Source organism: Polynucleobacter sp. HIN5 (genome assembly GCF_030297555.1).
In the GTDB taxonomy this organism is placed as follows: Bacteria; Pseudomonadota; Gammaproteobacteria; order Burkholderiales; family Burkholderiaceae; genus Polynucleobacter.
In genome coordinates this window covers 1,421,711-1,437,671 of record NZ_AP028136.1, presented here as the reverse complement: position 1 = coordinate 1,437,671, position 15,961 = coordinate 1,421,711, and the positions used below count along the sequence as shown (strand labels likewise).

Sequence of the window (15,961 nt, the reverse complement as noted above, 5' to 3'; positions counted from 1 at the left end):
GTTCGAAGGCCAAGGCTTGTTTACAATCGGATGAACATGGCCCGTAGCTCGCTTCCACCCATTAAAACCCCGCTGCCTCCTGAGGGCGGCACTGGCAAGATGTCTCGCTTAATCGCTGAAGTGCGCTGGATGTTGATGCTTGCTATCTGCCTTGGCTTATTTGCGGTTCTGATCACCTACACCAAATCCGATCCGGCCTGGTCGCACGCTAGTTTTGAGGTTCCTAAAAATATTGGTGGGCGTATTGGGGCTTGGACCGCTGATTTGATGCTCTACATTTTTGGCGTCTCGGCATTTTGGTGGGTCGTATTATTTGGTCGGCGCGTGTATCAGGGTTGGCGTGAGCTGTGGAGCGTGCCATTACCGGTTGATCCAGAGGCTAGGCCAGAGTCCTTTTGGTCCCGTTGGTTCGGCTTTGCCTTGACCCTCACCTGCAGCATGGGACTTGAGTCGATTCGGATGCATTCCTTGCAATGGGAGCTGCCTAGACCCCCCGGCGGCATCTTGGGTGAGGTGATTGGGGACCCACTGCAAATGGCTTTTGGCTTTACGGGCGCCACTCTGATTCTGATCTTTGGCTTAGCAGCCGGACTTTCCCTCTTTTTGCATTTCTCGTGGCTCACGCTTTCTGAGCAAGTGGGACGATTTATTGAACTAAGTATTCGTCGTTTGCGCGAGAAGCGCGAAGAGCAAGAGGATCAAAAGATTGGCGAGCAAGCTGCGGTTGAGCGTGAAGAGCACGTCGAGGAAGTGCGGATTCGGGAAGAGGTCGCACCCAAGGTACAAATCTTTAATCAACCCTTAAAGATTGTGAAGAGCGAGCGAGTTGAGCGCGAGAAGCAACAACCGCTCTTTGTAGAAATCCCGGACTCGGAGTTGCCGCCACTCTCACTCTTAGATCCTGTTCCTGAGGCAAAAGAAACGATTTCGGCAGAGACCTTGGAGTTCACCTCCCGCTTGATTGAGCGTAAGCTCGATGATTTTGGGGTGCAAGCCAAGGTGATTGCCGCCTACCCAGGACCAGTAGTGACGCGTTATGAGATCGAGCCTGCTGTGGGTGTGAAGGGTAGTCAAATCGTAAACCTTTCACGTGATCTATCACGCTCACTCGGCGTGGTCAGTTTGCGGGTCGTCGAAACCATTCCCGGCAAGACCTGCATGGCGCTTGAGCTACCAAATCCGACGCGACAGTCAGTCTATCTATCGGAGATTTTGACCTCCCAAGTCTATAACGATAACCACTCCTTACTGACCTTGGCATTAGGCAAGGATATTTCGGGTAGCCCGATGGTTGCTGATTTGGTGAAGATGCCACATTGCTTGGTGGCAGGTACTACAGGCGCTGGTAAGTCGGTCGGAATCAACGCCATGATTTTGTCGATTCTCTTTAAAGCCAAACCGGATGAAGTGCGACTCATCATGATCGATCCGAAGATGCTGGAGATGTCGGTCTATGAGAAAGTGCCTCATCTATTGTGTCCCGTGGTGACCGACATGAAGCAAGCCTATAACGCCCTTAATTGGGCAGTTAATGAGATGGAGCGGCGCTACAAACTCATGAGTAAGTTTGGTGTACGTAACTTGGCAGGCTTTAATAAGAAGATCATGGAGGCCGAAGCCAAGGGCGAGAAGCTGACCAATCCATTTAGTCTTACCCCTGAGGATCCAGAGCCACTCTATAAGGCACCAATTATTGTGGTGATCATTGATGAGTTAGCAGATCTCATGATGGTCTCGGGTAAGAAGATTGAAGAGTTGATTGCGCGGATTGCGCAAAAGGCCCGTGCTGCCGGTATTCATTTGGTGTTGGCAACCCAACGCCCGAGCGTGGATGTCATCACGGGTCTAATTAAAGCAAATATTCCAACGCGGATTTCCTTCCAGGTAAGCAGCAAGGTTGATAGTCGCACCATCCTAGACCAACAAGGCGCCGAGACCTTATTGGGCATGGGTGATATGTTGTACATGCCACCGGGGACTGGATTACCGATCCGGGTGCACGGCGCATTCGTATCCGACGATGAAGTGCATCGTGTGGTTTCGTGGCTCAAAGAGAAGGGCGAAGCCAATTACATCGAGGGCGTCCTCGAGGGGGCCGATGAGTCCACCATGGACGCCTTAAATGGTGGCGGTAATGGCGGTGGCGAAGCCGACCCTCTCTACGATCAAGCTGTTGCTATCGTCCTTGAGAACAAGCGTGCTTCGATCTCTCTAGTGCAGCGGCATTTGCGCATTGGTTATAACCGCGCCGCGCGTCTCTTGGAGGATATGGAAAAAGCGGGCCTAGTCTCGAAGATGGGCGGCAATGGTAATCGTGAGATTCTGGTTCGCCCCAGCGAATAAGTCATCAAATCCTAAACAATGAAGCGTTTTATTTTCTGTTTCGCCGTCGCAGCATTGGCTATTCCAAATGCGATTCATGCACAACCGGCCGTACCATCTGGTATTGAACAACTGAAGCAGTTTGTAAAGACCGTGCGCTCTGCCCAAGGTGAGTTTGTGCAGCAACAAATGCGCATCCCTAAGCCGAATGAGCCACAAGATAAACCGAAAATGATTCGGCAAACCTCAGGGCAATTTATTTTTCAGCGTCCGGGGCGCTTTGTATGGGATACCCAAAAGCCGTATGAGCAAAAACTCATCATGGATGGTAAGCAACTCTTAATGTGGGATAAAGACCTCAACCAATTAACCATCCGATCAGCCAATCAGGCCTTAGCCGCCTCGCCTGCCGCCATCCTGTTTGGGGATGCCGCTCTTGATCAGCAGTTTGATTTAGAGGAAGCAGGCACCAAAACCAATTTGCAGTGGGTGAATCTCAAGCCCAAATCCAAACCTGGGCAGGGCGATCTACCCTATACTCAAATCGCGATTGGTATGGGCTCTGGATTACCCAAGGCCTTGGAGTTGACCGACGGATTTGGCAGTATGGTGCTCGTGATTTTTAATCAGATGCAAATCAATCCCGGTGTGGATGCTAGCCGCTTTCAATTTAAGCCTCCGCAGGGCGCCGAGGTCTTGCGACTAAACTAATGGCTTGAACCCGAAGGAATCGTATGCTGGACCCCCAACTGCTTCGTAAAGATTTAGAGAGCGTCAAGGCACGCTTGGCCACCCGCAAGTTCGAGTTGGATACCAACTTGTTTACCCAGCTTGAGAATGAGCGCAAACAGCTTCAAGCAGGTACTGAAGAGTTGCAAGCCAAACGCAATCAATTAGCCAAAGCGATTGGTATGAAAAAAGGTAAGGGCGAGAATGCGGATGCGGAACTTGCTGAGTCGGCGAGTGTTAACCAAGCTCTTGAGAAAAACTCTACTCGTTTATCGACCTTACAAGATCAAATCAAAGACTTGATGCTCAACATCCCGAACTTACCGGATGAGAGCGTGCCGGTTGGCATGACGGCCGAAGAAAATAAAGAGATGAAGGTTTGGGGAAAACCAACAGAATTTGATTTCACCCCCAAGGATCACGTCGATCTAGGCGCTCCTATTGGGCTAGATTTTGATGCGGCATCCAAAATTAGTGGCGCGCGTTTTGTGGTTCTCAAAGGCAACGCGGCGAAGTTGCATCGGGCGCTCGCGCAGTTCATGCTGGATGTACACACCGAGCAACATGGCTATCAAGAGGTTTATGCGCCGTATATGGTGAGCGCGCAAGCGATGCAGGGAACTGGACAGTTACCCAAGTTTGAAGCCGATCTATTTAAAGTACCGCGCAAGATGGGCGGTGAGCATCCGGATGATGGTGGCGAGCGGACTGAAAACTTTTATCTGATTCCGACTGCAGAAGTGCCGGTGACTAACTTAGTGCGTGACGCGATTATTAACGCGGATCAGCTACCACTCAAATATGTGGCCCATACCCCATGCTTTCGCTCGGAAGCAGGCAGTTATGGGCGCGATGTGCGCGGGATGATTCGGCAGCATCAATTTGACAAGGTCGAGTTAGTTCACATCAGCCATCCCGAGAAATCGATGCAGGCTTTGGAAGATTTGACTGCGCATGCGGAAAAAATTCTGGAGCTCTTGGAATTGCCATACCGACGCATGCTCTTATGCACTGGTGATATGGGCTTTGGAAGCACCAAGACCTATGATCTTGAAGTCTGGATCCCATCACAAAATGCGTATCGGGAAATTAGCTCGTGCTCCAACATGGGCGACTTTCAAGCTAGGCGCATGCAAGCACGCTATAAAGTCGGTCAGAGCAAACCCGAGCTACTTCACACTCTAAACGGCTCGGGTCTTGCAGTAGGCCGAACTGGCGTAGCACTGCTGGAAAACTATCAGCAAGCCGATGGCAGTATTCGGATCCCGAAGGTATTACAACCCTATATGGGCGGTTTAGAGGTGATTCGCTCGCTATAATTGAGCCATCGAGTATCGGAGAGGTGGCAGAGTGGTTGAATGTACCTGACTCGAAATCAGGCGTAGGTGCAAGCCTACCGTGGGTTCGAATCCCACCCTCTCCGCCAGTATCCTGAAAGCCTCGCATGCTTCTATTGATTACCTTCATATTCAATACACTAATTGCACTGTTGGCGATCGTATTTCATTATGAGATTTTGTACAAACTAAACAGAGCCATGCCGGCGATTAAGCATATTCATGCTCGCTATAAGGTATTAATTGCAGTTGGTGTGATTTTTATTGCACACATCATTGAGATTTGGATTTTTGCACTCGCTTATTACCTCATGCTGAAATTCCCCAATCTTGGAAGTGTGATTGGGGCCGCCTCTGATCATGGCTTGCTACTCGATAGTGCGTATTTATCGTTTGTCACATATACCACTGTGGGGTACGGTGACATTGTGGTGGACGGTTATCTTCGCTATCTAACCGGAATTGAAGCGCTCACCGGCCTGATCCTGATTACCTGGTCCGCATCTTTTCTATTTATAGAAATGCAAAAGTATTGGGGCTCACGCGAGCCAAAGTAATTTCAGTGCACTGCCTTCGAAATCACCTTCCCAAAAACCGAATAAAATAACGACATAGGGAGATTACTATGACTATTTTCTGGAGCTTACTGGGTATTTTTGCCACCATTGGCGGCATCATTGCGTATGTGACCACTCAAAATGTGATGTTCTTTGCGATTGGCTTTCTGATTCTGTTTTATCAAGCTTGGTTTCGTTCTAAAGATGAGGACGATATTAAAAAATACTTTTAAGTTGGTTCAAGTATCATTTTGATATGGTCAATACCGGCCTCGTTAAATACGGGGCCGATTGCCTTAAAGCCGTGGCGTTGATAAAAGTCAAGAGCAGTTGTCTGAGCGTGCAAAAAGAATTGCTTTATTCCTTCTTGACGGCCATAAGACACTAAAGTCTTTAGTAGTTCACTTCCAAGACCCAGACCGCGATACTCTTTCAGTATCGCTAAACGCCCAATCTTGCCATTCCTCAGTAAGCGACCGGTTGCAATCGCTTTGCTATGATCGAGTACAACAGCATGCCAGGCAGTTGGATCATCTTCATCGAGTTCCAGCTCCTCAGGAACCTGTTGTTCATTCACAAATACAGTAAGTCGAATCGGATAGGCTAAATGCCTTGCTTCCTCCCAGCGCATGATCATCATTTCTTGCATGAATAAATCATAAACTGCTATCGTTATGGCCTATGATTCGTATTACTGAGCTCCGCCTGCCAATTGATCATGCGCCAGAAACGCTTGAGGCAGAAATTCTGAAGAAGCTTGCCATTGCACCCAAAGATCTCGTGCGGTTTGAGGTCTTTAAGCGCAGTTACGATGCCCGTAAAAATAGTGCGCTGACCTTTAGCTACACCCTCGATGCATCGGTTCGGGATGAGGTCAGCGTTCTTAAAAAACATGCACATGACCCCCATGTGCGACCCAGCCCTGATACGTCGTATCACTTTGTTGTTCAGCAAAGTCATAACCAGTCAACAAAATCCCCATTGCGACCCGTTGTGATCGGCTTTGGCCCCTGTGGGATTTTTGCGGCACTCCTTTTGGCGCAAATGGGATTTAAACCGATTGTGCTTGAGCGTGGTAAAGCGGTGCGCGAGCGTACGCAAGATACCTGGGGGTTGTGGCGTAAAAAGATTTTGAACCCAGAATCCAATGTGCAGTTTGGTGAGGGTGGGGCAGGCACCTTTTCGGATGGTAAGTTGTGGAGCCAAGTGAAGGATCCCAAGTTCTATGGCCGTAAAGTTTTACAGGAGTTTGTGACAGCTGGCGCTCCCGAAGAAATTCTGTATGTCTCCAAACCCCACATTGGTACCTTTCGACTGGTGGGCATGGTGGAGAAGATCCGCCAAGAGATTATTGATCTGGGTGGTGAAGTGCGCTTTGGTCAAAAGGTGGTGGGCTTTGATATTAATGATCACGTCCTCAGAGGTTTGAAGTTGGAAAGCGGTGAGTATCTGGCGGCCGATCACGTCGTCCTCGCCCTGGGTCATAGTGCCCGCGATACCTTCCAAGAGCTCTTTGATGCAGGCGTCTATATGGAAGCCAAACCGTTCTCGGTGGGTTTTCGGATTGAGCATCCACAATCCGTGATTGATCGAGCGCGCTTAGGACCGCATGCTGGTCATCCACTCATTGGCGCAGCGGATTACAAGCTAGTGCATCACGCCAAGAACGGACGCTCGGTTTATAGCTTTTGCATGTGCCCAGGAGGAACGGTAGTGGCGGCAACCTCGGAACCTAATCGGGTGGTCACCAACGGCATGAGTCAGTATTCGCGCAATGAGCGCAATGCCAATGCGGGGATTGTGGTGGGGATCGATCCGAGTGATTATCCCGGTGGGCCGCTCGCCGGAATTGATTTTCAGCGGGAGTTGGAGTCCAGAGCTTTTATTCTCGGTGGATCCACCTATGAAGCGCCCGGACAGTTAGTGGGTGATTTCTTAAAAGGCAAGTCATCCACGGAATTTGGAAGCGTAATTCCATCCTATAAGCCCGGCGTGCATCTCACCGACCTCGCTACAAGCCTACCGAGCTATGCAATCGAGGCGATTCGGGAGGCGATTCCAGCGTTTGAGAAAAAGATCAAAGGTTTTGCGATGGCCGATGCAGTTCTTACCGGTGTAGAGACACGCACCTCATCACCCTTACAAATTAAACGTGGGCCTAACTATCAAAGTATTAATACTAAAGGCCTCTATCCAGCCGGTGAGGGTGCTGGGTATGCCGGTGGAATTATGTCCGCCGGAATTGATGGCATTAAAGTCGCTGAAGCCATTGCGCTCGATCTCGTGAGCGCCTGATTAGATTTCAATATTATCGAGTACGGAATCCGTGAGGTGACTGGTATCGCCCCAGCGCTCAATCGACCAGCTATTACCATCATGGACGATCCAATTGAGTGAGGTATTGGGAACCACGGCGACACGCTCCGCATCTAAGGTTTGCCCTGTGACGATGCGGTAGATCATATCGAGTGAGCCACCATGACTCACTGCCAAAATTTGTTCGCACGTATGTTTCATTAATAAATGATCGAGCATACGCTTCATCCGATCATGAAACTGCACAATGCTCTCACCGCCACCAAGATCAAAGTCTAAATCACGTGCTAGATGACGCTGCCACAATTCAGGTTCGAGCTGGGGTGCATCAGTAAGGAGCAGTCCTTGTAGTTTCCCCACATGGCGCTCGCGCAAATCAGCATGCATAGTAATTTCCATAGAGTGCGGCTGTGCAATTGTCTTAGCAGTATGAAAAGCGCGCTCTAAATCACTTGAGTAGATGTAATCAAAGCGATGACCGGTTCGTAGGAGGGCTTTGGCTAAGCGCTCAGCCTGCATGACACCGTGGGCATTGAGGGGGATGTCAGTATGACCTTGCATGCGTTTCTCAACATTCCAGTCGGTTTCCCCATGACGAACAAAACAGATTTTGGTCAGTTGCCTCATATGGTCAATTGTATTGCTCTCACCGTTTAGGTAGAAAAATCAGTATTGAGGAGGGTAAATTCAACTAATATAGTAAAAATATCTAAATCAACATTAGAGGCGATGATTTCGTGATCTGGCTACGACTAATCCTAAGCACGGTTTTATTGAATGCCGGTATTTGTTGGGCCCAGCCAAATACAACAGCATCCATTCGTTTGCAATTAGCATGGTCGCATCAAAGCCAGTTTGCTGGCGTCTATGTAGCCCAAATTCGTAAGCACTTTGAAAACGAAGGACTAGATGTGATTACATTTCCTGGGGGATCAGGCATTAATCCCCTACTAGAGCTTCAAAATGGTAATGCTGATGTGGCGATCTCCTGGTTTAACAACGCCTTTGAGCTCTCCAAGCCCGGTCAGCGCATTACTAATATTGCACAGTTGTTTTCAGGATCGGCGCTCAATATTATTTGCCGAATCAGTGCGGGCGTTTATGTGCCGAAGGACGTTCAGGGTAAACGTATTGGAGTCTGGGGTGTAGGGGATCAAGAGATCCTCTATGAACTTCTAGATCAACTCAGTATTCCAAGAAATTCAGTCGAAGTCGTAATGCAACGCTCCAATGGCGAGGATTTAATTGATGGGAATGTGGCGTGTGCGACTGCCATGTCCTACAACGAGTATTGGAAAATTTTGCACTCTGGCATACCAAGTGCAGATTTGGTGGTGGTGGATCCTCAAAAATATGGCACCACTAATATTGAAGACGGTTTATATGTGATGAGCGACCGCCTCGAAGACCCCATCTTTCGAGAGCAAATGGTTCGTCTAATTCGGGCACTACGCAAGGGGTGGTCTGAAGCCCGCATCGCCCCAACGCTTGCCGCCCAATCGGTGCAAAAAATTGCTCCCCATTTGGATCCTGCCCAACAGTTGCACATGTTACAAGTGGTATTAGATTTAATTCCCAAAGAGAACAAACAGTTTGGCTTATTTAACCTCGCCTATTTTGATAAGAGTGTGCGTCGCTTAAGTGCTGTGTCTAAAAATTCGGATTTAGATCCTCGTTCACTGTGGACGCATCAAATATGGAATCAAGTACAAAAAGAAGACGGCCGAAAACTACCGCTCACGGAGGCGACTCGCTTTTATGTCACAGAGATTGTGAAGTCCACTTGGTTTAAGTTACTCATTTATTTATCCGCATTTACTTTTGCCCTATCGGGAACCTTAGAAGGTATGAACCGCAACTACGATCTGTGGGGGCGGTTGGTGTTGGCCTTCCTTTCGGGCCTTGGCGGTGGAACCTTAAGAGACATCATTATTGGGGGTGAGCGCTTAGATTTCTTTTACGTGCGAGACGTCGTCTTCCCCACCGGTATTTTACTGATTGTTCTTACTGCTAGTCTCATTGGATTGCGTTATCGTGATTTTCATCATACCGAGACATTCAAGACTGTTAAAAAATACACCGACGTGATTGGCTTTGCCGGTTTAGCCACCTTGGGTGCGATGCTGGCTCTTGCTGCAGGAATGGCTTGGTTTTGGGCACCGATTTGTGCAGCGCTCTCCTGCGCTGGCGGGGGAGTCTTGCGAGATGTGTTGGTCAATCAAGAGCCGCATACCTTTAAAGGAGTGATTTATGAGGAAGCGGCAGTAGTAGGTGGTTTGGTACTCACTGGGGGACTCTTTATCGCCAATTACTATGAATCAAGCCCAATACCGGTTGTGCTGACTGTGGGGTTGACATTTATCTTCTTGGTTAGTCTACGACTAGCCATTTATCGTTATAAGCTACAGTACCCAGAGATCCTTGGGGGACCCAAAAAAACCAACTAAGCCTAGACTAAGCCAAAACTAAGCCTACTGAACGACTGACGGATTGTTTTAATGCGTAGATTTAATGCTTACATCTCAGTCTGATAAATGAGTCCTGCATGCTCACGAAGAGCATGAAACTCAATTTGTTCCCAGCGTTGCTGCGCAACATCGAGTTCGGACTTGTGAGCCGCTAAGAAGACCGAGGCGCCCACCACATCTTCAGCCATACGGTGACTGTTCTCGGTAATGAACTTCTTGAGCGCGACCGGATCCTCGGAAGTTACCCACCTTGCCATGGTGTAGCGCGCGGGTAATAGCCTCACCTCAGCGCCATATTCGGATTGCAAGCGATGTGCCACTACCTCGAACTGCAATTGCCCAAAAGCGCCCAAGAGCATCGTGCCGCCACTCATGGGGCGAAACACTTGAATCGCACCTTCCTCGCCGAGTTGTAAGAGTCCTGTGCGTAGTTGTTTATTTCGCATGGGATCCGCTGCCTCAACCATGCGAAAGATCTCCGGGGCAAAAAACGGTAGACCTGTAAATTGCAGCTCCTCGCCTTCGGTGAGCGTATCACCTAAATGCAAGAGTCCATGATTGGGTAAACCAATAATGTCACCGGGAAACGCTTCATCCAAGATATCGCGCCGCTGCGATAAAAACGAGAGGGCATTGTTCGTCCGAATCTCTTTACCATTGCGCACAATCTTGAGTTTCATGCCACGCTCAAAGTGACCCGAGCAAATGCGTAAAAATGCGACGCGATCGCGGTGTGCGGGATCCATATTGGCTTGGATCTTAAACACCACGGCCGTAAATTTTTTCTCATGCGGATCGACTTGGCGCTGCACGGCCTTGCGTGAACCAGGCCCAGGAGCTAAATCCACCAAGGTGTTCAAGATCTCACGCACACCAAAGTTATTAATCGCAGATCCAAAGAAGACCGGGGATTGCTTACCTGCCAAAAATGCCTCACGATCAAAAGCGGGCATAGCATTTTTGACAAGATCTACTTCAGCCAATGCTTCCTCTAGATCGGTACCAAAGCGCTCTTTAAGCATGGGATCATCTAAAGACACGATGAGGTTCGAGTCTTCGGTAATGCGATCCTCACCGGCTTTAAAGAGGCGCATTTGATTATTGATGATATCGATCACACCGGCAAACGATTTACCCATACCGACGGGCCAAGTAAAGGGGACTACCGCCATACCGAGTGCCGCTTCAATCTCATCCATCAGATCGAGTGGCTTTTTGACCTCACGATCGAGCTTATTGATAAAGGTTACTAAAGGGGTGTTCCGGGCGCGACACACATCAATTAGACGTCTGGTTTGCGGTTCCACACCGTTGGCTGCATCAATCACCATGAGGGCCGAGTCGACGGCCGTTAAGACCCGATAGGTATCTTCGGAGAAGTCTTGGTGACCTGGGGTATCTAAGAGATTAATGATGGCATTGCGGTATTCCATCTGCATCACCGAGCTTGCAACCGAGATACCACGTTGCTTCTCAATTTCCATCCAGTCGGAGGTCGCATGACGACTGGCTTTGCGGGCCTTCACGCTGCCCGCGATTTGAATCGCACCTGCATAAAGGAGTAATTTTTCAGTGAGTGTGGTCTTACCCGCATCGGGGTGCGAGATGATGGCAAAGCTTCGGCGGCGTGCAACCTCATCCAAGGTGGATAAGGTCGATGATGAATCGGGGGAGTTAATGGAAACACCTCAGGAAAAGCATCATTATAAGACGCTTAGACGAATAAACCGTTGATAATGATGGGTTATGGCACTGATTACTCTGACGGACGCCAAGCTAGCGTTTGGTCATCACCCCCTTCTAGACCGCACCAACTTTGCACTCGAAGAAAGTGAGCGTGTGGGTCTCATTGGGCGCAATGGCACCGGCAAATCCTCCTTACTAAAGATCCTTGCTGGAATTGAAAAGCTCGATGACGGTCTCATTCAAGTACAACAGGAACTACGCATTGCCTATGTGGCCCAAGAACCAATCTTAAATACGAAGAGCACAATTTTTGAGGCAGCTTCCGAAGGTTTGGCCAACATCAAGCAAATCCGATCTGAGTATGAAACGCTTGCGCAAGCGGATTGGAATGAAGCCAATCAAGAGCGCTTAGATGCCCTGCAATCCCAGCTCGATGCCACGCATGGCTGGAACTGGGAGCAGCGCGTCTCTGAAATCCTCAACCGTTTGCATCTCAATGCTGATCAAACCATTGGCACTCTCTCAGGGGGCACCAAAAAACGGGTAGCGCTCGCACAAGCCTTAGTTACTCAACCGGATGTGCTGTTACTGGATGAGCCCACCAATCACTTGGACTTGGATTCGATTACGTGGCTTGAAGGGCTTCTGAACGAGTACGCTGGGTCGATTGTCTTTATTACCCATGACCGCAGCTTCTTAGATCAAGTTGCAACCCGCATTGTGGAGCTCGATCGCGGGGTGCTACGCAGTTACCCCGGAAACTACAGTCGCTATGAGTTTGTCAAAGACGAAGAACTTAATGCCGAGGCACTTGCCAACGCACGAGCCGATAAATTACTAGCCCAAGAAGAGGTTTGGGTGCGCAAAGGGGTGGAAGCCAGACGCACTCGCAGTGTCGGGCGCGTGGCGCGTCTTGAGAAACTTCGAGAGATGCGAGCAGAGCGGCGCAATGCCATGGGCCAGGTGAAGCTCTCGATTGCCTCTGGTGAGCGTAGTGGAAAAATTGTTGCTGATTTAGTTACCATCTCCAAGTCCTACGAAAAACTGATTGTCAGAAACTTCACCGCCACCATTTTGCGCGGCGATAAGGTGGGCATCTTGGGGCCGAACGGCGCGGGTAAAACGACCCTACTGAAATTAATCCTCGGTGAGATTGCCCCCGATACCGGAGTCGCTAAATTAGGTACGCGTATTGAGGTGGCGTACTTTGATCAGATGCGCGAGAGCCTCAATTTAGAGGCGACGCTCGAAGACTTCATTAGCCCTGGCAGTGAATGGGTGGAGATTGGCAATCAGCGCAAGCACGTGAAGAGCTATTTAGGAGACTTCCTCTTTGCACCCGAGCGCACCAACTCACCCATCAAAACCCTCTCGGGTGGTGAGCGCAATCGCTTGTTACTCGCAAGACTCTTTGCCAGACCTGCGAATGTCTTGGTGCTTGATGAACCTACTAATGATCTCGATATTGATACGCTCGATCTCTTAGAACAACTCTTGCAAGACTATCAAGGCACTGTCTTTTTGGTCAGTCATGATCGAACCTTCTTAGACAATGTGGTCACCAGCATGATTGCCTACGAACGCGATGCGATGTGGCGTGAGTACGAGGGCGGATACGAAGATTACAAGGTGCAGAAAGAACGATCTAATACTTCAACTGTAAATAATCAAACAAAAGTGATTGAAAATAAGCCAAGCGTCAAATCATCAAATGCAATCAACGCACCTAAATCAAAGTTGAGTAGCAAAGAAAAAATCGAGTTAGAAAAACTACCCACTCAAATCGAGATTCTTGAACAAGAGCAAATGGGGTTAAGCGAGCAAATGGCAAATCCAGCGCTCTACAAGGGGGATCCAAGTATAAGCATTGCACTCAAGGAGCAAGCTCTCGCGATTGATACCCAGCTTAAAGTGTTGATGGCGCGCTGGGAGCAGTTATTGGAGCGGGAATTAGGCTAAACCGTTTCTGAGCGACTAATTAGGAACAAACTTCGTATCCTATTGAAAAAATTGAACTTTTTAAATTAGAATCCGAAGAATTTAAGGACTTTGAATGTTTGATCAGTCGCACCAATTGAGGGATGGATACGTTTCGAAAATACCCAAAAAGGCTTTAGAATCAACGCTTCACTACGGCGAACTATGACCATTTACCATCGCATTCTTTCCATTGTTGTTCTCGGTTGTGGGCTCCTGGGGTCAAGCCTCGTGATGGCACAACCCAATCAGCCCCCCGTTGATGCTGGCGCCTTGCAGCAGGGCCTTGAGCGGCAGTTACCCATGCCTTCTCCATTGCAGCTTCCCCAGCCTGCACCAGAGCCTGTAAAGCCAAGGGATCCTAAGGCTCAAGAAGTACGGGTCGATGTAAAACGTTTTGTGCTTGAAGGTATCAAAACCATTCCTGAAGAAAAAGTGCAGGCCATTCTGAAACCGTACCTCAACAAATCATTAACATTTGATGAGCTGCAAAAGGTATGTGACGTAATCGTGGATTTCTACCGACAAAACGGATTACTCGTGCAAGCCACCTTGCCACCGCAGCGCATTGCCGATGGTGTGGTTCGTATTGCCATTACTGAAGCGAAGTTAAGTGATGTGATTGTTGATACCACTAAGGGCACTACGCGTTTTAGTAAAGATAGCGTGCGTGCCTATATTACTGATGCGAATCCAATTGGTTCGCCACTCAATACCCAAGCGATTGAGCGAGCCTCTTTGATTCTGAATGAAACACCCGGTGTGATCGTCGAGAGCAAATTAGAGCCTGGTCAAAACCCGGGAGATACCGCCTTGCGCATGGACTTGGCCGATGGCCCACTCATACAGGGAAAGGCCGAGGCGAACAACTACGGTAGCCGCAGCACTGGCCAGAACCAAGGGATTGTGGCCTTTAACCTGAACAACCCCACGGGGATTGGTGATCAGGCTTCGGTCAATGGCATTTATTCCGAGGGCTCGCAATACATTCAGGGTGCATATTCATTACCAGTGACGCACACTGGTTTGCGTCTTGGTGCATCGGGCACTTACCTAAATTATAAAAACGTCAGTAATTACGGCTATCCCAATGGTGGATATGGTGATGCCTGGACCGCGGGTGTGAATTTAGCCTATCCACTGATTAGACGCCAAGGCACCAATGTGAACACGACCTTAGGTTATGACATCAAAAGTTACATGAACAAAAGTTTTCTGACCAATGCCGTGATTAGTGCGTATGACATCAAAAACATTACTTTTGGAATTTCTGGTAACCACTACGATGGGTTTGGTGGTGGGGCTATTAGTGCCGGCTCACTTGGTTTCGTGATTGGTAATTTAGCGATCTCACCCACCAGTGGCCAAGGCTATGGCTCCAATACGCCCACATCCTTTACGAAGATCACATTTTCCGCAAACCGGAATCAGCAACTCGGTAGCGCAACTGGAACTACTTTGTATGTTGGCATCTCTGGGCAAGTGGCATCGGTCAATCTGAACTCTGCAGAGCAATTTTATTTGGGTGGTCCTTATGGGGTACGCGCCTATCCGGTCGCCCAAGGGGGTGGCTCACAAGGGGGCTTGGGCACGATTGAGCTACGCCAGCAATTACCGTACAACGTATTGGGATCCGTTTTTTTTGATGCGGGCGTCGTCCAGCAATACAAAAATACCCCAGCCGGCAATTGGCAGGGGGCCACCAACGCGAATAACACCTATTGGCTAAAAGGCGCTGGATTTGGCGCCAAATGGAACTATGAGGGCTGGAACCTGGGCGCCATGGTGGCTTGGCAGGTCGGCCAGAACCCCCTCTATACCTATACCGGCCAAAAAGTGGCGGTCGATGGCACCACCACCAACCCCCGTGGCTGGGTCACCGCCAGCTACCAGTTCTAAAGTCCCCAAATGCGGTCAATCCGGACCTTTTTTCTGGTCTTTTTAGGCTGGTTTTTACCCGGTTTTGCACTCGCTCAAACCGCCTTCGAGCGCTGGACCCTGGAGTCAAAAGAAACCATCACCGAGGCATACACCACGAGTGAATCGAACACAACATTCGGAATTTTTTGCTCAGCGAATCAATGCATGTTTTATCTGCATCAACCCACAGCATGCTTACCGAATCAACGCTATCCCGCACTGGTTCGCAATCAAATTCAAGCGCAAGCTATCACCATGAAGTGCACACTTGTGGGTAATAAATTGTTCCTGATTTTGGAGCCATTTAATACGCTTTTGCAAGCAACGCAAATTGGCGAACAAATTAGTTTTGCTGTTTCGCTACAGTCAAGTGAATTCATCACGGCGCGTTTTAGTTTGTCAGGAGCTCGTCAAGCAGTGACGCAAGCCTTGCAAATTTCATCCCAAAAAGCGGTGCCAAAATTAGCGCCTCCTGTTCAACCTGCACCACCAAAAATACCGCAGCCGGTTCGACCCAATGCGAAAGATTCGGTTACATAAAACAACTCGTTTCTTCACAAAAAATAGCGTCAATTTTTGCCAATAATGAGGAGTAAAAATCGGTGCTTTTGATGCTTAATTTGCTTAAATTTTAAGCAGCTTTGATGGA

At 49.0% G+C, this 15,961-nt stretch carries 13 protein-coding genes and 1 tRNA gene; 11 read left to right on the top strand and 3 right to left on the bottom strand.

What is annotated here, in order from left to right; translation table 11 throughout:
- The first annotated feature begins 36 nt into the window (after positions 1-36).
- The 6 genes from QUE61_RS07245 (at position 37) to QUE61_RS07220 (ending at position 5,178) form a co-directional block, all read left to right on the top strand.
- On the top strand, positions 37-2,343 hold the full coding sequence (locus QUE61_RS07245; RefSeq protein WP_286306574.1) for a DNA translocase FtsK: 2,307 nt from the start codon (positions 37-39) through the stop codon (positions 2,341-2,343).
- Positions 2,344-2,361: 18 nt separating this feature from the next.
- Complete coding sequence (gene lolA / locus QUE61_RS07240) at positions 2,362-3,033, top strand: outer membrane lipoprotein chaperone LolA (RefSeq protein ID WP_286306573.1); 672 nt, start codon at positions 2,362-2,364, stop codon at positions 3,031-3,033.
- Between the two features lie 23 nt (positions 3,034-3,056).
- Complete coding sequence (serS, locus tag QUE61_RS07235; protein ID WP_286306572.1) at positions 3,057-4,370, top strand: serine--tRNA ligase; 1,314 nt, start codon at positions 3,057-3,059, stop codon at positions 4,368-4,370.
- A gap of 17 nt (positions 4,371-4,387) precedes the next feature.
- A tRNA-Ser gene (locus QUE61_RS07230) sits at positions 4,388-4,477 on the top strand.
- A gap of 18 nt (positions 4,478-4,495) precedes the next feature.
- Complete coding sequence (locus QUE61_RS07225) at positions 4,496-4,945, top strand: potassium channel family protein (protein ID WP_286306571.1); 450 nt, start codon at positions 4,496-4,498, stop codon at positions 4,943-4,945.
- A 68-nt stretch (positions 4,946-5,013) separates the two neighbouring features.
- Positions 5,014-5,178, top strand: a complete 165-nt coding sequence (locus tag QUE61_RS07220; RefSeq protein ID WP_286306570.1) for a hypothetical protein — start codon at positions 5,014-5,016, stop codon at positions 5,176-5,178.
- On the opposite strand, the gene QUE61_RS07215 is transcribed toward QUE61_RS07220, so the two are convergent.
- Positions 5,175-5,594, bottom strand: coding sequence for a GNAT family N-acetyltransferase (locus QUE61_RS07215; RefSeq protein WP_286306569.1), 420 nt, complete (start codon positions 5,592-5,594; stop codon positions 5,175-5,177). The two genes, QUE61_RS07220 and QUE61_RS07215, sit on opposite strands and share 4 nt — an antisense overlap.
- A 32-nt stretch (positions 5,595-5,626) precedes the next feature.
- Between QUE61_RS07215 and QUE61_RS07210 the strand changes: the two genes are divergently transcribed.
- Positions 5,627-7,240 carry an NAD(P)/FAD-dependent oxidoreductase gene (locus QUE61_RS07210; protein WP_286306568.1) on the top strand — a complete coding sequence of 538 codons (1,614 nt, stop codon included), beginning with the start codon at positions 5,627-5,629 and terminating at the stop codon, positions 7,238-7,240.
- Here the strand turns inward: QUE61_RS07210 and QUE61_RS07205 are convergent, their stop codons facing one another.
- Entirely contained in the window at positions 7,241-7,888 is a 648-nt protein-coding gene (locus tag QUE61_RS07205; protein WP_286306567.1) for a histidine phosphatase family protein, read from the bottom strand.
- Between the two features lie 110 nt (positions 7,889-7,998).
- On the opposite strand from QUE61_RS07205, the gene QUE61_RS07200 reads away from it, so the two are divergent.
- The gene (locus QUE61_RS07200; RefSeq protein ID WP_286306566.1) at positions 7,999-9,708 is read left to right on the top strand and encodes an ABC transporter substrate-binding protein; all 1,710 of its coding nucleotides are present in this window, start codon (positions 7,999-8,001) and stop codon (positions 9,706-9,708) included.
- 68 nt (positions 9,709-9,776) lie between these two features.
- Here QUE61_RS07200 and QUE61_RS07195 read toward each other — a convergent pair whose 3' ends face one another.
- Positions 9,777-11,372, bottom strand: a complete 1,596-nt coding sequence (locus QUE61_RS07195) for a peptide chain release factor 3 (protein WP_286306565.1) — start codon at positions 11,370-11,372, stop codon at positions 9,777-9,779.
- A 103-nt stretch (positions 11,373-11,475) separates the two neighbouring features.
- On the opposite strand from QUE61_RS07195, the gene QUE61_RS07190 reads away from it, so the two are divergent.
- The 3 genes from QUE61_RS07190 to QUE61_RS07180 all read left to right on the top strand — a co-directional run bounded on the left by QUE61_RS07190 (position 11,476) and on the right by QUE61_RS07180 (position 15,852).
- On the top strand, positions 11,476-13,374 hold the full coding sequence (locus QUE61_RS07190; RefSeq protein WP_286306564.1) for an ATP-binding cassette domain-containing protein: 1,899 nt from the start codon (positions 11,476-11,478) through the stop codon (positions 13,372-13,374).
- A 183-nt stretch (positions 13,375-13,557) separates the two neighbouring features.
- Positions 13,558-15,291 carry a ShlB/FhaC/HecB family hemolysin secretion/activation protein gene (locus tag QUE61_RS07185; protein WP_286306563.1) on the top strand — a complete coding sequence of 578 codons (1,734 nt, stop codon included), beginning with the start codon at positions 13,558-13,560 and terminating at the stop codon, positions 15,289-15,291.
- A gap of 9 nt (positions 15,292-15,300) precedes the next feature.
- Entirely contained in the window at positions 15,301-15,852 is a 552-nt protein-coding gene (locus tag QUE61_RS07180; RefSeq protein WP_286306562.1) for a hypothetical protein, read from the top strand.
- Positions 15,853-15,961: the final 109 nt, after the last annotated feature.